The organism is Sporosarcina trichiuri, from assembly GCF_030406775.1.
Taxonomy (GTDB): domain Bacteria; phylum Bacillota; class Bacilli; order Bacillales_A; family Planococcaceae; genus Sporosarcina; species Sporosarcina trichiuri.
Map to the genome: position 1 here is coordinate 964,806 of NZ_CP129119.1, position 18,623 is coordinate 983,428.

An 18,623-nucleotide genomic window follows, 5' to 3' on the forward strand; every position below is an offset into this window, starting at 1 on the left:
CGAAAAAGGTGAAGCCATATGCCTCACCCTCCCCGATTGTTTTGGATCAGCACATTTTCAGCAGCGCCTGCTCACCTGTCATGCCGGCGGTGATCCCTCTCTTTTCCGCCTCCAATGTAACCGACTCCAGCGGGGCAGCCAGAAGCTCATCGATCGTCTTCACCCCTGTCGCACGGCCTGCGATGATTTTTCGATCAGCCAGCAGACGGTTGAGCAGTCCGACATCGAGCGCTCCGCACATGATATAGCCGTGCTCGTTGGATACGGTGAGCAGCGTCGTCTTTGGAAGTGAGACGGAAACGGCCGTGAAACTGTGCCCTTCAATTGTAATCGTGTTTACGGTGACCAATAGATCCTCCCCTTTCCCTCTATACGTATGGCATCTCCTCATGAAGGGTGATTAGGAAGCCCGTTCAGAAACCATACTGCACTCAAAAGGAGGGATCCGCATGGCCAAACGGAATATCGATGGAGAAAAACAAGAGTACCGGGTGAAAAAACCCGGTCTCGAAGAAGTCGCACCTGAATTTCTGACGTATGGAGAAAAACGGGAAGCGATGAAAGACCTGTACCGCCAATCACAGAAGCAAAAAGAAGAGAAATGAACAAAACAGCACCGGAAGCCGTCGTTACGGCATCCGGTGCTGATGTATGGTCAAGATGGAACCGATTCGCCTTCCCGGCGGAAGAATCCGAAAATGCCGACCGTCTGCACGATATTTGCAAATGCTTTCGGGTCCACCTCATTGATGATTTTCTCCAAGTCATAAAGTTCATAGCGTGTGATGACAAGGTACATCATGTTTTTCTCTTCTTTCGTATACCCGCCCTTTGCAGGGATGATCGTGATACCCCTCACCATCTTTTCATGGATGGCTTCCTGCAGTTCATCCGCCTTCCGGGTGACGATCATGGCCGTCACTTTCTCATGGCGCGTATGGATCATATCGATCACAGCAGTCGATACATAAAGTGCCACCATCGTATAGAGGGCGTTTTCAGGTTCATACAGAATACCGGCCGCCACGATGATTACACCGTTCAGCAGCAGAAAATACGTGCCGATCGGTTTGTCCTGCAGGCGCGACAGCACCATGGCGACGATATCCATACCGCCGGTCGATGCCCCCAGCTTGAGGGAGATCCCCACACCAACACCGCCGATCACACCGCCGAAGACGGCATTCAGAATGATATCATCCGACATGGACATGACAGGGATGATTCCCATGAAGATTGTCGTGAAAATGACGGAAACGATACTGTAGATCGTAAAGCCTTTCCCGACTTTGAACCATCCGAGCACGAACACAGGAATGTTCAGCAGCAAAATCAGGATACCTGTGGAAATCGTGAGCCCGGCAAAATCATCCAATACACTCGACAAAAGCTGTGCCATTCCTGAAAAACCGCTTGCATAGACGTTCGCGTTGATGAGGAACAGGTTAAGGGATACCGCAAGAAGGAGGGCGCCGATAATGACAACCGCAATCCGCTTCGCTTCAATGAAAAACATGCATGGTCTCCTTTCAATACATAAATTTCTATAGTCAAATAAAAAAAGTCGCGACAGGCATTGCTGACGCAGACTCCCAGTTCCTGCAGCTTCCTGCAGGTTGCGGAACTTTATTCTCCTGTTATTATATCGGGGGATCCGCTGAGTTGCAAACGTCTTCCCGCAAGGAAGACGGCTGATTGCATATTGCAAATTATGTCCGGACGTCGTATGCTTCATTAGTTAGGAAATAATCCGGCTGCTGAGAAAACATTTCCTCTTGAAATGCGTCCTACAGACAGCAGGAACCCGCACTTACGCGGTACCAACTACAGGTGGTGGCACTATGAAACGTTCTGAAATCAGAACCCGTAAAAAGAAACGTAAACTTTGGGTGGGACTGCTTGTATTCCTTCTGCTAGTCGGAGGAGGCATCGCACTCTATTGGTTTTCCGAATATAATGCAGGGCAGTCGCTTGCCGGAGAAACGCCTGATGACGGCGATGAGGATATCTTCGATGCACCTGAACCTCAATATGGAGAAATCAATATACTCCTGCTCGGTTCGGATGCCCGTCCCGAAGACGATGACGGCCGTTCGGACTCTCTCATGATCGCGCACTACAACCAAGATACGAAGGAACTGAAGACCGTGTCCGTCATGCGTGATATCTATGTAGAGATCCCGGGGCACGGCAAGCATAAGATGAACGCCGCCTACTCTTTAGGCGGCCCGGAACTTGTCCGCCAGACGATCAAGGAAAATTTCGGACTCGATGTGCATTATTATGCCGAGGTCAATTTCGACGGGTTCCCGAAAGTCGTCGATGTCATCGCGCCTGACGGCATAGAAGTCGACATTCCCTATCAGATGTCCCATGGCATCAATATGACATTGGAACCCGGCGTACAGCGTCTGCATGGCAAGGAACTTCTCGGATATGTGCGTTTCCGTCACGACAGCAAGAGCGACTTCGGCCGGGTGGAAAGACAGCAGGAAGCGCTCGCCAAACTGAAGAAGGAAGCGGTCAGCCTGCACAGTCTGCTCAGCCTTCCGAAACTTCTCGGTATGGCGGACAGCTATGTGAAAACCAACCTGGACAAGCGGACGATGCTGTCCATCGGCAAGGGGCTGCTCGACAATAAGGATGCCGGCATCGAATCTCTCAGGATTCCGCTCGATGACTCGTATGAAGACAGACGGGTGGAAGGAGCGGGACTGGTGCTCGATATCGACTTCGAAGAAAACACGGAAGCACTGAATAACTTCCTGGAAGGAAAACCGGTAACAGCTGATACGGATCAAAGTGACGCTGACGGTTCCCGGACAGAAACAGACAACGAGTAACAGAACAGAAGGCTGGTCGGGCATGCAGCGATTTGCATGCCCGACCAGCCTTCTTTATGTCATCTTGCGGATGATCGCCTCGTGCTGCGGGAAACGGTTCAGAAGTTCGTCCGTTCCGAACAGCTTGAAATCCTCGAAGTCGAAGCCGGGCGCCACCATGCAGCCGACGAGGGAGCACTGTCCGGGACCGGTCATCGATGAACCGAAAATCGTACCTGCAGGAACTAGGATCTGCGGTCTCTCCCCCTCCTCGATCGCAAGACCAAGCTTAGCTGCTGTATAGACACCCTCTTCGGAAATCATGTGCACTGTAAGCGGCGCGCCGTCGTGGTAATACCACAGCTCATCCGATTCCAGCTGATGGAAATGCGAGACCTCGCCAGCTTCGAGCAGGAAATAGATGCTCGTATAGAGCGGGCGCATGCCCTGCTCAGTTTCACTATCCTGCCCGGATCGAAACGTGCTTGCATAGCTGCCGCCTTCCGGATGACTCTCAAGTCCTAACTGTGTTTTCCAGTATTCCGCATTCCGTTCCATCATTACTCCTCCTTTGTCAGATAGCGTTGCCGCCAATCGCCGCGCTCTCTCGTCAAAATGTACTCTTCAAGCGTTTCATCCCACTGTCCGGCTGCAGTATTCCATACGCGGACGAACAGTGAATCCGTCCGTTTCTCATAGAGCCTGTACTCGTAACAAGGGTACTCAGCCTGCCCGGCTTGGGTGATCTCCAATACAGCACCTACAGTCTTCGTCCGATTCTCCGAGTTGTCAAGGCCGACCGTCTCCGCCAGGGCTGCTTCCAGACGGTCTTTCGGTATCATCCCCGGATTCCACGATTCCTCTTCCCAAGTGTAGCGAAAGTCGTTTTCCGGCGCCGCCGATGCGTCTGTCTCCGGTTCCTTGAAAAAAACGTCCAGCAGAGGACTGTACATCAGGATCGCCTGTTCCTTCTCGGCTGCATGGGTATAGTGCCCCTCCTGCAGCTGGGTCTTCCCTTTTTCCGTGATAGTCCATTGCCTATGGCGGACCACCAGTCCATCCGCTTCCATCATCTTCAGAAGATCCGAAACGAACAGGGCCTCCACACCCAGCAGCCGGGCAATATCGGTCTCCTGTTCCAGCGGCAGGCGCTGCAGCGTCAGCAATGTCATATTCATCAGGATATCCATTGTCGTCTTCGTGATCGTCTCGAAGCTTACTGCAAGCCGCACTGCGGGAAGCATCCAGCTCTGCTCCTCCAGCAGCCGGACGTCCTGTGATTGGAGCACTTGCGCACGAAGCTCTGCCTGGCTGGCTTTCATAAGACCGCCTCCTTCAATTAACTGCCGGTTCCGCGATTGGACGGATACCGTCAAGATTTTTCACCGTCTCATACAGCTGGCTGTACATCTTGCGGACTTGCGGAGATTTCGGCTTTCTGGTGAACATTTCCGAACTGCCGACGATGACGAGCAGTTCCTTTGCCCTCGACAGTGCGACATTCAGCCGGCGGTAGTCTTTCGCAAACCCGATATCCCCGCCGGCATCCCCATGATTGCGGACGAAGCTGACGATGATGATATCCATCTCCATACCTTGGAACTTATCGACAGATCCCGTCCTGAATTCAAGATTGCCGAATGAATACTCTTCCTGGATCAGGTGATCGATCCGTTTGACCTGCTCTCCATAAAAGCTGATAACACCAATCCGTTTTTTCGTACCTGCAGGAAGCGTGCCATTCCGGATGGCCAATTCGGTCCCCTCTTCGAGTTCCAAAAGAAGATTCCGGATTGTTTCCAGCTCACTTTCGTTATAGCGGCTCGTTCCGCCCTTCGGTTTCGCCTCATAACAGGCAGGCGTATTCGGCTGATCCAGCCAGATGACATGGCTGTCTCTTTGGATGAGCGGAGTTTCCAGGTTATGCGCACGAGCGGCATCCGAATCGGCGAGACCGCATGCAAGTGTATAGCCGTTTCCGTTATAGAACGGCGTGATGGTGCGCATGATTTTTTCATGCATGCGGTACTGCTTGCCGAGCATCGTCTTGTTCTGCTTCGGAAGTGTGCGGAACAGCCTCTCGAACAATGACTCTTTCAGCAGCATCTCCATCTCCTTCTTCTGAGCATCCTCGGGCATTTCTTCCAGGAACTCCTCCATCGTTTCCTGGCCGACCAGCGGCGGCAGCTGATGATGGTCGCCGACAAGGATGATCTTCTTGCCTTTCAGCATCGGCAGCAGCAGTTCAGGAGGCGTCGCCTTCGAGACTTCGTCAATGATGACAAGGTCGAACTGCGGATAATCTTCTGCAAATCCTTTCCTTGCAGACGCCACACAAGTCGTGCCGATCACGTTCGCGTGTTTCACATACAATTTGCGGATTTCATCCAGATCATATGGGCTCGCCTCTTTCAGCATCTTCTGCCATTCCGCCTGCAATGACTGGATGACCGGCACATTCGCAAGCCTGCCCTTCGCTGACTCGGCACAACGGGCGGTTTCTTCCCGTTCGGACTTGACCTGCAAGAGACGCGGTGACGGATCACTGATGAGCCCGGAGCGCAGCGATTCGATCTTCTGCCGGCTGTCTGCAGCAGTCTTCTCCGTCCGTCCCAGCTCATCCTGGAGTGATCGCTTACGCTGCTGGCATGATTCCAATTCCTCCTGCAGACCGGACAGCTGACTGGACAGAGCTGTGTGTTCCGACAGGACGGCCTCTCTTTCCGCCTCTTGCCCGGCAGCTTTCCTGATCGCCTCCGTGACGGACTTGTACGCAGCCTCCGTCTCAGCCAGAACTTCCGGCAGCGCCCGTTCCTGGGCAGGGCCGGCTTCCTGCCGGATCGACGCCAGCTGCTGCTTCAGTTCATCGATCCGGCGGCTGTGTTCAGTCAGTCGCACCGATAGTGTTTCCGCTTCGGCAGCAACTTCGGCAGCCGCTCCTTCCCGTATGTCACGGAAAAGCGATGCTGCCGATTTCGCTTCGGACAAATAGGCCAGGATGAAATTCCGTCTATCATGCAGCAGGGCTGCCGCTTTCGTCAGATTCTCGAGACAGTCGTACGCTTCCACTGAAAATGACGTCGTTGCAAGGATCTTTTTGACGGACGGCTGGATCAGGTATCTCCCGACTCGGCTTACCGTCTCCTGGATGGAGTCGATGGAGTGCCGGTTCCGGAAACCGGTCGGTACTGTGATCCGGTTCTGGAAGTGGTGGGTGCGCAGTATATCGGTCACTGTGCGGATCGCTTTGTCCACCCGCGCCAATGTCTCCGACCACGCCGTCGCCCCGTCGCTGCCGCCGGCTTCCTGGAGGCTGTCGATCTGCCGGATCAGTGCTGTCATTTGCTGATCGACCTGGTTGGACGGGCTGTACATGATACTGTCCAGAAGGTCGTTGAGATCGTTCAGCTTAGCTGCCGAGGGAATCTTCCCGAGTACGGCAGCCACCGCTTCGTGACGTTGGAAGAGCTGCTCATAGTCGTTTTCAGAGACGCTCAGCTTCTCTTCGAGTTCTCCGATCGACCGGGCCTCCTTCAGAAGCCTGAGCCTGTCAGCCAAACGGCTCTGCTCCGCATTCAGTTCCGCCAGGGGGCGGCCTGCACTTGCCAGACCGGCGAGCGCAGCCTTGCAGCTGTCACAGTCCTGCTGGATGGAATCGATCTTTTTCTGCAATGACGTTTCCCGGCTGTGGTTCTTCTCGCTTTCCAGGGAAAAATTGCGAAGAGTCCGCTCGATTTCTTTTACGCCCTGCTCAAGGGATGCCAACTCCTCTTTCTGCTCCCGTCTCACTTGCAGGCGGTGCTTCAATTCCGCTTCTTCCGCGTCCAGTTCAGCCAAGCGGGCTCCGGCTGCGTCGATTTCCTGTTCCAGGCGTTCCGCCAGACTGCTGTGGGAAGCGAGCGCTCCTTCGATCGTTTCCAGCGTCTGCTGGCGCCAGTGCTCCGCCACGTTTTCTTCGATGAACTTGCGGCCTTCTTCCTCGATGCTCTCTGTCCGGCCATAACGGAGTATGCGGATCTCCGGATGGTCCAGCAGACGGCCGAGTGCATTGTCGACCGCCAAGTTCGCCTGGGACGCCACCAATGTCCGCATCCCCGCTTTGACCGCCTGGCTGCAGATTTCCGAGATCACTGTCGTCTTCCCTGTACCCGGCGGCCCCTGGATGACATAGATATCGCTCGCATTCATGGCACCGGAGACGGCTTCCTCCTGGAACTCGTTCAGCTGCGTGCTGTACTCGAGCGGCTCTTTCCGGTTGTTGATACGGACGACCGGGCGTTCCTCGAACAGTATCTTTTCAAGGTTGCCATTGGCTGCAAGGCCGTCCTGCAGGTCTTTGAACCCTTTCCGCAGCCGCCTGACCTGGCTCAGCTCGGCAAAATTACTGAAGATGATCGAGCTGGATTCTTGGCCTTGAAAGCCTGTTTTGCGCGCCTGCGCGACCGCTGAGGCTTTCAGTTCGATCTCGACCCGGTTCCTTTTCCGGTCTGCCGAGATAACGTTCCCAAGGTCGTAGGCGGCTCCGTCAAACTTCGCTGAAAACCCTTGAATACGTTTCCAGTGTTTTGCCTGCATACCCGAAATCCCGACGGACACTTTCTTCACATCCGCACTGACCGATACCGACCGGACCGGCACATGGATATCCTCCACGTCGGCATTCTTTTCCATGATCCGCAAGTAGCCTTCCCAGCCGCCGATCCGCTTTTTCACATATTCAGAACGTTCTTCCGCAACCGGCAGCTCCCGGACCAGTGCTGCGAATTCGACGGGCAGTGTCCGGCCGGTGCTTTTGCCGGTTCTGAAACGGACGGACGCACGCAGCCGGCGGTTTGTTGCGGCAGGCTCCCGTTTCCCTCTGACATGGAAGCCGACAGCCAGGAAGCCATCATTCTTCACTACGCAGTCGAGAACAGCCACTCTGCCTTCCAGCAGCTGCGAGAGTTTTGCATTTTCCGTATTATCGAAGAAGAAGGAGAATGACTGGCTGCCATGCTGGTTGTCGGGCCGCTTTTCGATATGGACAGTGAAGGATTTTTGAACAGCAAAAAAAGCGTGCTCATCCCGGGCCACTTTGCCGATCCCTTTGCGTGCGCTTGCCGTCATCGCCAGTTCACACGTCACTGTATCCTCATATGTATTGCGGTTCATGATGGTCACTTCTTTCCGTAAAAAAAGGTCAGCCATATGGTGATGGCTGAACCTGTCCGTGTGTGGTACCCTGTTTTCATTATACCGGAAATCGACGAAGTCTGCGAGAGGAAAAGTACTCCGCGGATCAGTCGGCCTCTTTCTGGATACTGTTTTCGTGCAGTCCGGTTTCGTTCTTCCGTTTGTTCAATTCGTTTTCCGTCACGACTTCCCGGTCGAAATCAGCCAATACGGCCAGTTTCACGTTCATCTGCTCCAGTTCCCCGCTGTCATACACCGGTTCAGCCCAATACACAGCGTCTTCCCCTGTGCAGGCGAGCAGCCTGACGACCTGCATATTGACTCCTCCTGACGTATCTTCGTCCGGTACGATCGCATCTTCCGGTGTGTAATCGGCCTGGTTCACGAGCAAGGTCCTTCCGCTGCCTCCCAGCTGCTGTGCGTACTCACAAAACTGTTCCAATGACTTCGGCTGTTTCAAGACGCCACCTCCTACTGATTCTCTTCTTCACTATTCCCTTAAGCGGATGTCTGTTAAACAAAAGTCAGGGAGCCCGGCTCCCATCCGGGAACTATAAAAAACCGTCCGGGCATGCCAGCATCTGCTGGCATGTCCGGACGGCACCTCTCGGTCAGGTGAAATCCCGTTCGATTTTCTCTTCCCATACTTTATGGAACACTTCAGCTCCGTTTTCCCAAGCTTTCAATTCATTCATCAGATAATAGAACGATTCGTCCGCAGACATCGTACTCTTGGTTTCCAGGTATGTCTGCCAGTCCCCTTTTCCGACGCTCAGGGTCCAGTCGCATTCCACACGTGCGCTCAGCGGGTTGTTCTCCTGGATTGTGTAGACGTTGCGGTTCGTGCTGCCATATTCGATTCCGTTGATGTGCAGCTTCCTTTTGCCTTCATCCGAAAAGTCATCGAGCACCCAGATTCCCGTCGCTGCGTCCTGCTTGACTTCACGCGTCCGTCCGGCTTCACGCAATATGTCTTTTCCAAGAACTGGTGCCGTTTCCGCTTGAGGGAACGGCTTGAGTTCCCGATCGAGCTTTTTCGGCTCGCGGATCGGGAGGACCAATGCTGTCCGTTCCGAGGTTTCAAGGGTGAATGTCACCTCTTCGGGGAACGGCCAGATGTGCGGCCAGTAATTCGGTGATACCGCCAGCTGCCAATGGTGCCCTTTCTGCAGTGTATGGCCGATGACATTCATCTTCACACTGATGTCGATCGCTTTTCCCGGTTCGAGATAGGACGGATGCTCGTCACTGTCCCTGTGCGTCAGGTTCAGCACTCCCCATGTGACCCTGGTGGACGACCCGTCAGGTGCCACGTCGTTCAGGCGGACGACCAAGTGTGCAGCTTTCTTATCAGGTGTGATACGGCAGCGGAATTCCGGCTCGCCGAGGATCGCTTCGTCTTCCTCTGCCGGCGACGCATCGAAGACGACAGCCATGCCGTTTTCAATCCGCTGATCCGCCGGAAGATCGCCCGGCTGGCCGAATGGGCAGAAGACACCTGCATAATGGCCATGCTGCTGGACCGAGGAGACGATGACATCTTTGCCTCCTGCCCGTCCGGCCAATTCCCTGCCGTTCAGGAAGAATTGCTTTTCCTTGATGGCTGCAGGCGGCCATTGCTCTTCGGCCGCCCAGTGGCCGGGACGGCAGGCATAATCGGTCTGCGGGGAAACACTGTCCTGCATATAGACACGGAGCATTGGTTCGTCCATGATGCCGGTCTCTTCCTCTTTCAGCCACTCATCCCACCAGCGGACGGCTTCCTGGAGAAAGCCGATCTGCGGACCCGGAACTGCCATTTCCGGGTACTCATGCGCCCATGGGCCGATCAGTCCTTTTTTCGGTCCTTTCAGGCCTGTCAGCAGGCGGGGGATTGCATTGGTATAGCCGTCTGCCCAGCCGCCGACAGCGTACACCGGGATTTCGATATCATCGTAGTTTTCGATGACGGATCCGTGCTTCCAGTAGGCATCCCGTCTTTGATGACGGACCCAAGCCTCGGCGTATGGCGGCGTCAGTTCCATCCGTTCCAGCCAGTTTTCACGCCACGATTCGCCGCGCGCTTCGGGGAACTGCGGACGGGCGTTGTAAGCGAACATGGTCGACGCCCACCACAGCATGTCGGAAGCGAGCATGGCACCGCCTTTGTAATGGACATCATCTGCGTATCGGTCATCCGTGGAGCAAAGGGTGATGATCGCTTTCAATGCCGGATGCTGCCGTGCAGCAATCTGAAGCCCGTTGAATCCGCCCCACGACTTGCCGATCATGCCGACTTTCCCGGCAGACCATGGCTGCTTGCCGATCCAGTCCAGCACTTCCAGTGCGTCGTCCTGTTCCTGTTTCAGATATTCATCGTACAGGATCCCGTCCGAATCACCGGTGCCCCGGATGTCGATACGGATGCTCGCATAGCCATGTCCGGCAAAATACGGATGACGGAGAGAGTCCCTCAGTGCGGTGAAATCATTCTTCCGGTACGGCAGATATTCCAGCACAGCCGGCACCGGATTTTGCTCTGCGTCTTCCGGCAGCCAGATGTGGGCTGCCAGCTGCGTGCCGTCAGAGAGCGGAATCATGACGCTGGACAGCTCTTTCACCTTATACGGATACTCCGTCCTGTTCGTGCGGTTTGTTTCTCGTACGTTAAAAACCATAGTAATAGTCCTCCAGATTCAAGATTTGGCTCTGCCGCCGGGGTAATCCTCCCGCAGCCAGCGGATCAGTGATACGAGCAGCAGCAGATAGATGATGTAGATCGGAACGGCCACGACGACAGCTGACGTCTGGATGACCCGCAGACCGCCGACCAGGAGCAGTGACATCGACAGGACGGCCATGACAGCCCCCCAGACCATGCGGTGCCAGCGCGCCGGGTCCTGCCCCGGCTGCAGTTCCTTCGTCGCGACAGCTGCCAGTATATACGTGGCGGAGTCCATCGAGGTCGACAGGAAGATGACACCGACGATGACGAAGAATGGCAGCACCAGAACGTCCAGTGGAAGCGAGCGCAGTATGTCGACAACCGCTGCCGGGCCGCCTTGTTCCGCCAGTGTTTTCGCAACATCCGTGATGCCTTCCAGCTGAAGATTCATCGAGTAGCCGCCGAAGACCATGAAATAGACCCAGCCGCCGATCGAACCCCACAAAAGCATATGGGTGATCAGCTCACGCAGCGTGCGCCCTTTGGAGATCCGGGCGACGAACAGGCCCATGAACATGGCCGTCGCTGCGAACCAGGCCCAGTAGAACACCGTCCATGCCTGGGGGAATCCTCCCTGGCCGATCGGGTCCGTATGGAAGCTCATGAAGGTGAAATTCTGAAGCATCATGCCGAAGCTGTTCGAGAAATACGTGAGGATGAACGACGTCGGTCCGGCGATAAAGACGAACAGCGCCAGAGCGACCGCCAAGTAGATGTTGATATCACTCAGACGGCGGATCCCTTTATGCAGTCCGAGATAGGCACTTGAGGAGTAGATGATCGTGATAAGCGTGACGATGACCGCATCCATTCCTAAAGATGGCTCGATACCGAAAATGGAACCGACCACTGCGGAAACCATCGGCACACCGAGACCCAGTGACGTACCGAGACCTCCGACCAGACTCCAGATGACAAGGACATCGATCAGTTTCGCCACCCACCCGTCAGCATACTTGCCAAGCGCTCCGCTCAGTGCGGTGCTGATCTTGAGGGACGGCCGTTTTTTTACAAAATAGGAATATGCGATGACGACAGTCGGGAATGCATACAGGGACCATGCGGAAATTCCCCAATGGAACAGTCCGTATGTCAGGGACCATTCGGCCGCCTCCCCGCTGCCAGGAGCAATGCTGAACGGCGGTCCGTCGAAGTATGAGATCGGTTCGATCATCGACCAATACATGATGCTGGTCCCCATGCCTGCAGTGAACAGCATCGTTCCCCAGCTGAAGCTCGAAAACTCCGGCTTGCCTTCCCCGAGTTTGATCTTTCCATACTTGCTGAACGCCAGCCAGATCAGGAACACGAACAAGCCGAATGTCAGGAACTGAAACGCCCAGTCCATTTTGAATGTGATGAAACTCATCACATCATCGAGTACCGGCTCCGCGCTGTGCCGGAAAACAACGAGCATGACGGTGGCCACCAGGATGAAAATCATGGATGTCCAGAATACGAATGGATCCAATTTAGCTTTCTGCATCAAACGACCTCCTTATGATTTGTCCATAATTACAAGTTGAGAACGCTTCCATTCCTCCTTTCAGCTGCAAAAGTAAATCCTGTCTTCAAAGGATTGCCAACTATATGTATCTAACTTATAATCATGATTACAATATGACCTTGTTCATAATATCAGAATAAATCTTCCAAGACAAGTGGCAGGCGCGCCTGTATACTGGACATACAAACGATCTGCTGTTAAGCGGATTCAAAAAGTGAGGGTTCTTCATTGGATAAGAAAAAGCTTCAAAAAGGGCGTATGTGGAAGTACTTTGTGGAGGCGGCGACCGATATCATAAAGGAAGAAGGCACAGAGCATATTACGATCCGGAAAGTCGCAGACCGTGCCGGGTATAACAGCGCGACCATCTACAACTATTTCGAGGAGTTCTCACATTTGCTGTTCTTCGCATCCATGCGGCTCATGAAGGAGTATACAGAGGAAGTGGCGCGACGGATCGAACAGGCGGACAGTGCGCTGGCGCAATACCGCGCCGCGTGGCAGTGCTTCTCCGAATACTCGTTCCGCAGCCCGGAAATCTTCTATACGGTATTCATCCGGGATCTCGGCGACAATCCCGACAACCTGCTTGAGAAATATTACGGCTTCTACCCTTCCGATCTGGTGGATGTGCCTGAGGAGATACGCAGCAGCCTGCTTGAACCGAGTGTCGAAAAGCGCGGAAATCCGATTTTGGTCCGTGCTGTGGAAGAAGGCAGCCTGGCGGCGGATAAGCGGGATTCACTGAATGAGGTAACCATCCTTATCTGGCAGGGCATGATGATGAGTTTCCTGAATAAGCGGCTGGACATTACTGCCGAGGAGGCCCACGAACGGACGATGACGTATATACTCGGCATTATCGGCCGGGAAACTGACTGATTGGCCTGCAGAAGCAACCTAAGCAGCCGGGAATCTTGATTTTCAAATCGAAAAAGCTGCATCGGGATTTATGCCCATGCAGCTTCTTTATAATATCTGACCAGCCTCAGGCAGTCATGTGACCCGGATGAGCTCGGTATCACCGGACATGCCGCGGAGGGCTGCGGTAAACGGTTCTGCTTTGTGCAGACCGAGCCCGGGTGCAACGGCCGAATAGAACTGTCGATCCATGACGATGTCATCCCCGATGCTTTGCTGCTGGACCCGTGCTGCCATATTGACAGTGCGGCCGAAGTAATCCAGTACGCCGTTCGCATTGACGGCAATGACCGGACCTTCGTGAAGTCCGATTTTGATGGTCACCGGATTGCGGAGTGCCGTATTCAGACGGTCCACCGATGACTGTATGTCAAGAGCTGCCTGCAGTGCATGTATCTGATTGCTGAATGCCGCCATGACGGAGTCGCCGATCGTCTTGACGATCGTCCCCCGGTGTTTGCGTATGATCTGTCCCAGTTCCGTGAAATGCCGCTGGACATCACTGTATGCGGCCGCATCTCCAGCCTGTTCGTAGAGACGTGTGGAATCTTTCAGATCGGTGAACATGATCGTCAGTTTGCCGACGCCGATCTGCATGCCGGCTGCGAGGACCTCCTTCGGAAGCAGGTCCCTGAACAGCTGCATGCTTGTGACATCCCGAGCGGTCAGCGCATAGGGATCCCACTCAAGTGTCTCGACAGCCAGGATCATTTCCTCATCGGTGCTGTTCCTGATCGTTATCTCGTCTGCTTGCGGAACAGTCGTTTCCAGGAAACCATCGGAACTTATGTGCAGTGACGCATAAGGTCCTATATGCTGATGTGTGAACGGAACCACAAAGTTATGTTTCAGCACACGCAGCTGCAGGTCCACTTTGTCAGGCGTCCAGCTGATCGTTTTCGTCGTACCTGGACCTATCCTGAACTGGGCCGCCGTCTGTGGTGAGTTGGCAGGACCATTCAAGCAGAACACTTGGGAAACGGTCTCCCTCAACGCTCCGTTGACTTTGAATCGCATTTCGATATAGCGGTCGAAATCCACGTCGAAATCGACCCCGCAGAGATCGCAATGGACCGCATTATGCACATCCGCAAGATGGGCTGTCTGCATCTTGGAGACACGGCAGTTCGGACACATGAGGTTCCATTCGTAATCGAGAATGCCGGCATCACTCGCCAAAAGAAACAGATCGACAGCCTCCTCTTTGGCCACCCCATGCTCCTCCGCCCACCTGTACGGCTGCATATGGGTCACTTCACTATCATCAGCTGTCGTGATTGTGCTGATCAGGGAATCGACAAGCGGTTCCCGGATGCCTAATGCATACAGATGGTCCTTCGCTTCTGCCAGCAATACTTCATTGGCAGGAGAAGACTTTCTGCCAGATGGTATATGTCCATCCGTCTCCGCCTCCCTGGCATACTCGAACGTCTTCAGAAGCTGCGGAATGATCCCTTTCTTCAAAGCGAGCTTCCCAATTCCGTTTTTATAGACGAACAAACCCGACAGCGTCACCCGGGTTGCCAGGCTGGTCAATTCCTCGACCGCCACTTTCCATATGACCCTGTCCACCGGCCCTTTCGTATAGTTGCGTTCGATTGAATAATACGATCCCTTCACCCATTCGAAGACGTGCTCCTTCCATTGGATATCGAGCAGTCCGTATGCCTTGCCCCGTGCTTCCCTGAAAAGCCGGCGAGCCTCCGTCCTGAATGGTGAAAACGTGACCGGGAACAATCCGATGGAACGGTTCAGCCGATTTGTATCCGCCAGGAGATCCCAGACTTCAGCGATCGGCCTTTCGATGATTTGTGATTGCTCCAGTTCCAGTTGTTTCCCCAACATCCGTCACCCTCTGTCTGCATATTTGTTCCGGATGGCGAGGAACTCATCCAGATGGTCCAGGAACAGATCCACGAGTCTGCCTTCAAACTGCCGGTCACGCTGCTCCAGGAAGTATGCTTTTATTTTTTCGAGAGGCCATGCTTTCTTATACACACGGTCACTGCCCAGTGCGTCAAACACGTCAGCGACAGCCGTGATCCTTCCATATACATGGATTCCGTCTTCCTTGAGTCCGGACGGATATCCCTGACCGTCCCACCGTTCATGATGCTGGTGTGCAATGATGGCAGCCGTCTTCAGCAGCTGACGCCCCGATTTCCGGAAAATCTCATAGCCGTAGACAGCGTGTTTCTTCATCGTTTCATACTCCGCATCTGTCAACTTCCCGGGTTTGAGCAGGATGGCGTCCGGAATGGCGACTTTGCCGATATCATGCATCGGGGAGGCATACCGCAGCTCCATCGCTTCCTCTTCCGGTAATCCTGCCAGTTTTGCCAGGGCATAGGAATATTCTGCGACCCGTTTCACGTGATTGCCCGTTTCCTGGGAACGGCTTTCACCGAGCTCGCCAAGTGTCTCGATGATCTCCTTCTGCGTTTCTGCGAGTTCGTCCTGAAGAAGGAAGGATTCCAGGGATTTCCCCGCATAGGTGGCAGCGAACGTCAATATTTTTTCATCATTAGCCGTAAAGGAGGGCATGCCGATTTTGTTGATGGCCTGGAAAGCGCCGATGATGGTCCCTTCCTGATTACTGATCGGCATACAGAGTATGGAACGTGTCCTGTAACCCGTCTCCAGGTCGACGGTTTTGTTGAAGTGCTCATCTAAGTAGGCATCTCCGATGTTCAATGTCACACCTGTCTGGATACTTCGGCCGACAAACCCGCTTGTGTCCGGTATGGAGATCCGTTCTACACCATGGCCAGCGACAGTCCACACTGTATGCCGATCACGATTATGCAGCCATACGGTGCAGCGGTCAGCCTGCACCAGCTTGGTGCCTAAATCGGCGAGCAGAAGGAGCATTTTATGAATGTCGGTTTCCAGTGACATTTTTCCCATGTATTCAAAAATAGTGGCTAAGAGGATATCGGAGTTCGCGGCCCCCTTGGAGCGGTTCACTTCCCGCGTATGTTGGTTGATCATTCGTCAAGCCCTTTCTAAACCTATTGTCAGCAATCCAGCAATCTGTAATAATAGTATCATGAAAACAACACGAACACACATCCAAAGTAATCTTTTAATGATTATTTTACGATCCGGAGGAACTACAAGTGACTTTATTCTCATATCTTCTGGTCGGTCATCTGATTGGTGATTACTTGCTGCAGACGCGCTGGATGGCAGAGCGGAAGGCAGCGGAATGGCTGCCGCTCCTGGCTCACTGCCTTGTGTATACCATCGTCATAATCGGTGCTTTCTTGATCGGCAGCGGGTCATTTTCCTGGATTGCGGCGGCTTTCATCTTTGCCAGCCACGTATTCCTTGATCGCCGGACGTTCGTTGCCTGGTGGGCGCGGAACGTCATGGGGACGGCAGGCGGTAAGCCTGCATGGCTGCTGATCATGGCCGATCAGGTTTTCCACGTCATCGTTTTAGCGGTCATTGCACATTTCTGGTCATGAAAACGAACCGCCCTGCAGGGGGCAAATTCCTGCAGGGCGGTTCGTTTCTCTTATGGAAGGACTCAGCCGATCAGCTGCTTGACCAGTTCCTTGTTGCGTTCCTTGAACAGTTCGTTATGGGAACTCACCATACCCCATTGTGTCGCTTCAGGATCCAGGTGCATCTTCGCACTGTTGACAGCATTCGCTGCATCTTGGAAGGCTCCGGCAATCAATGTCACCTTGCTCTCATGGAAGAGGACATCCCCTGCTGCAAAAATTCCCGGAACTGATGTTGCGCTCATTCCAGTACCGGCTACCCGGTGATCCGCTGTCAGTTCAAGCTGCACTCCGCCTCCTCCAATCAGGGATGTATCGATCTCATATCCATGATTGATGACGATTTCATCCACTTCCAGCAGTTTGGCATCTCCTCCCGTACAATCACTGAGCTCCACCTTTTCAACGGAATGATGATCATCCGAAGCGATCAGTTTTGTAATATGGGTATTGAAGTGGCATTCCACTTTGCTTTGCAGCAGCTGCTCGACCTGGGCTTCATGGCCGTTCAGATCACATTTCCGATAGGTGAGCATCACTTGCTCTGCAATCGGCTCCAGCTCATTCGCCCAGTCGATTGCCGCGTTTCCGCCTCCTGAAATCAGAACACGTTTACCTTTGAAATGCTGCAGCGATTTAACAGTATAATGGAGGTTCGTCACTTCAAACCGTTCAGCGCCGCTGATTTCGATCTTCTGGGGTTTCAGGATCCCTCCGCCGATCGCAAGGATCACCGTCCGGCTTCTGTGCGTTTCACCGGAATGTCCGGTCACTGTGAACAAGCCGTCTGCATCTTTCTCAATTTGGACAACCTTCTCATTGAGGACCACTTCAGGGTCGAATGTCAGCCCCTGTTCAACGAGACGCGCGATGATATCTGCAGCCGGTGCTGGGGTAATGCCGCCGATATCCCAGATCATCTTCTCAGGATAGACATGGAGCTTGCCGCCGAGTTCCGGCTGGAATTCGATGATCCGCGCAGTCATTCCGCGGAGCCCGCTGTAGAATGCGGAATAGAGACCGGCAGGCCCTCCGCCGATTACCGTAACGTCGGTAACTGATGATTGTGACATTTATATCCCCCTCAATAATTGTTTGACAATGCGTCTTCCGGACTTTATAGTCATAACTATACCGCGAATGATAATCATTATCAATGTTTTTGTGGATATTCAGAATAGGAGTGTTCAATATGGTGAGGCTGGCAACTGAACAACTTCAGATCGCATACGGAGATCAGATCATCGTAGACAATATGACCGTCGGTATTCCTAACAATCAGGTCACCGCGATTATTGGTGCGAACGGCTGCGGCAAGTCCACTTTCCTGAAAGGGATGACCCGTCTGATTCCCCGGCATTCCGGAAAAGTGCTCCTCGATGGTGCTGATATTGCAGGAGAAAAGACGAAAGCCCTTGCCCGCAGGATGGCGATCCTGCCGCAGACGCAGGAGGCCGCAAGCGGCCTGACGGTCGGAGAACTCGTTTCCTACGGCCGCTTCCCCTACCAGTCAGGTCTCGGCCGTCTGACGAAAGCCGACTACGAGATGATCAACTGGGCGATGACCGTCACCAACACGATCCAGTTCCGGGACCGTCAAGTGGACGCCCTGTCCGGCGGTCAGCGTCAGCGGGTCTGGATTGCGATGGCGCTCGCCCAGGAGACCGAGATCATCTTCCTGGATGAACCGACGACCTACCTGGATATGGCCCATCAGCTCGAAGTGCTGGAACTGCTGGAGAACCTGAACGCCGAGCAGGGCCGCACCATCATTATGGTGCTCCACGACTTGAACCAGGCGGCACGGTTCGCCGACTATCTGATCGCCATGAAAGATGGGAAAGTCGTAAAGGCGGGACCGGCGGCCGAGGTCATCGAACCGTCCGTCCTGCGCGAAGTTTTCAAAATCGATGCGGAGATCGGTGTGGACCCTAGGAGCGGTAAACCTATGTGCATCACCTATGATCTGCTAAAAGGAGAACGTTGAC

At 53.9% G+C, this 18,623-nt stretch carries 16 protein-coding genes; 5 read left to right on the plus strand and 11 right to left on the minus strand.

Annotated features, from left to right (window positions below; translation table 11 throughout):
- Positions 1 to 46 precede the first annotated feature (46 nt).
- On the minus strand, positions 47 to 391 hold the full coding sequence (locus QWT68_RS05160; protein WP_425313923.1) for a YunC family protein: 345 nt from the start codon (positions 389 to 391) through the stop codon (positions 47 to 49).
- A gap of 58 nt (positions 392 to 449) precedes the next feature.
- Between QWT68_RS05160 and QWT68_RS05165 the strand changes: the two genes are divergently transcribed.
- A complete protein-coding gene (locus QWT68_RS05165) occupies positions 450 to 605 on the plus strand; it encodes a hypothetical protein (protein ID WP_179860766.1) in 156 nt (51 codons plus the stop codon).
- Between the two features lie 50 nt (positions 606 to 655).
- Here the strand turns inward: QWT68_RS05165 and QWT68_RS05170 are convergent, their stop codons facing one another.
- Positions 656 to 1,516 (minus strand): YitT family protein, encoded by an 861-nt coding sequence (locus QWT68_RS05170; RefSeq protein ID WP_040286532.1) that lies wholly within the window; start codon positions 1,514 to 1,516, stop codon positions 656 to 658.
- 325 nt (positions 1,517 to 1,841) lie between these two features.
- On the opposite strand from QWT68_RS05170, the gene QWT68_RS05175 reads away from it, so the two are divergent.
- On the plus strand, positions 1,842 to 2,843 hold the full coding sequence (locus QWT68_RS05175; RefSeq protein WP_082023326.1) for an LCP family protein: 1,002 nt from the start codon (positions 1,842 to 1,844) through the stop codon (positions 2,841 to 2,843).
- A gap of 54 nt (positions 2,844 to 2,897) precedes the next feature.
- On the opposite strand, the gene QWT68_RS05180 is transcribed toward QWT68_RS05175, so the two are convergent.
- The 6 genes from QWT68_RS05180 to QWT68_RS05205 form a co-directional block, all read right to left on the minus strand.
- Positions 2,898 to 3,380, minus strand: a complete 483-nt coding sequence (locus tag QWT68_RS05180) for a cupin domain-containing protein (protein WP_290150008.1) — start codon at positions 3,378 to 3,380, stop codon at positions 2,898 to 2,900.
- Positions 3,381 to 3,382: 2 nt separating this feature from the next.
- Entirely contained in the window at positions 3,383 to 4,144 is a 762-nt protein-coding gene (locus QWT68_RS05185; RefSeq protein WP_290150010.1) for a helix-turn-helix domain-containing protein, read from the minus strand.
- A 13-nt stretch (positions 4,145 to 4,157) separates the two neighbouring features.
- A complete protein-coding gene (locus QWT68_RS05190) occupies positions 4,158 to 7,973 on the minus strand; it encodes an AAA domain-containing protein (protein ID WP_290150012.1) in 3,816 nt (1,271 codons plus the stop codon).
- Positions 7,974 to 8,100: 127 nt separating this feature from the next.
- Complete coding sequence (locus QWT68_RS05195) at positions 8,101 to 8,454, minus strand: hypothetical protein (RefSeq protein WP_290150013.1); 354 nt, start codon at positions 8,452 to 8,454, stop codon at positions 8,101 to 8,103.
- A gap of 151 nt (positions 8,455 to 8,605) precedes the next feature.
- Positions 8,606 to 10,651, minus strand: coding sequence for a CocE/NonD family hydrolase (locus QWT68_RS05200; RefSeq protein ID WP_290150014.1), 2,046 nt, complete (start codon positions 10,649 to 10,651; stop codon positions 8,606 to 8,608).
- Positions 10,652 to 10,669: 18 nt separating this feature from the next.
- Complete coding sequence (locus QWT68_RS05205; protein WP_040286536.1) at positions 10,670 to 12,184, minus strand: BCCT family transporter; 1,515 nt, start codon at positions 12,182 to 12,184, stop codon at positions 10,670 to 10,672.
- 249 nt (positions 12,185 to 12,433) lie between these two features.
- Between QWT68_RS05205 and QWT68_RS05210 the strand changes: the two genes are divergently transcribed.
- Positions 12,434 to 13,087: a TetR/AcrR family transcriptional regulator gene (locus QWT68_RS05210; protein WP_040286537.1), complete on the plus strand. Its 654-nt coding sequence runs from the start codon at positions 12,434 to 12,436 to the stop codon at positions 13,085 to 13,087.
- Between the two features lie 114 nt (positions 13,088 to 13,201).
- Here QWT68_RS05210 and QWT68_RS05215 read toward each other — a convergent pair whose 3' ends face one another.
- Positions 13,202 to 14,968 (minus strand): adenylate/guanylate cyclase domain-containing protein, encoded by a 1,767-nt coding sequence (locus QWT68_RS05215; protein ID WP_290150016.1) that lies wholly within the window; start codon positions 14,966 to 14,968, stop codon positions 13,202 to 13,204.
- A gap of 6 nt (positions 14,969 to 14,974) precedes the next feature.
- The gene (locus QWT68_RS05220; protein ID WP_290150017.1) at positions 14,975 to 16,117 is read right to left on the minus strand and encodes a GAF and HD-GYP domain-containing protein; all 1,143 of its coding nucleotides are present in this window, start codon (positions 16,115 to 16,117) and stop codon (positions 14,975 to 14,977) included.
- A 128-nt stretch (positions 16,118 to 16,245) separates the two neighbouring features.
- Between QWT68_RS05220 and QWT68_RS05225 the strand changes: the two genes are divergently transcribed.
- Positions 16,246 to 16,596 carry a DUF3307 domain-containing protein gene (locus tag QWT68_RS05225; RefSeq protein WP_040286540.1) on the plus strand — a complete coding sequence of 117 codons (351 nt, stop codon included), beginning with the start codon at positions 16,246 to 16,248 and terminating at the stop codon, positions 16,594 to 16,596.
- 62 nt (positions 16,597 to 16,658) lie between these two features.
- Here QWT68_RS05225 and QWT68_RS05230 read toward each other — a convergent pair whose 3' ends face one another.
- A complete protein-coding gene (locus QWT68_RS05230) occupies positions 16,659 to 17,708 on the minus strand; it encodes an NAD(P)/FAD-dependent oxidoreductase (protein ID WP_040286541.1) in 1,050 nt (349 codons plus the stop codon).
- Positions 17,709 to 17,827: 119 nt separating this feature from the next.
- Here QWT68_RS05230 and QWT68_RS05235 point away from each other — a divergent pair, with 119 nt between their 5' ends.
- Positions 17,828 to 18,622: an ABC transporter ATP-binding protein gene (locus QWT68_RS05235; protein ID WP_040286542.1), complete on the plus strand. Its 795-nt coding sequence runs from the start codon at positions 17,828 to 17,830 to the stop codon at positions 18,620 to 18,622.
- The last annotated feature ends 1 nt before the right edge of the window (position 18,623 follow it).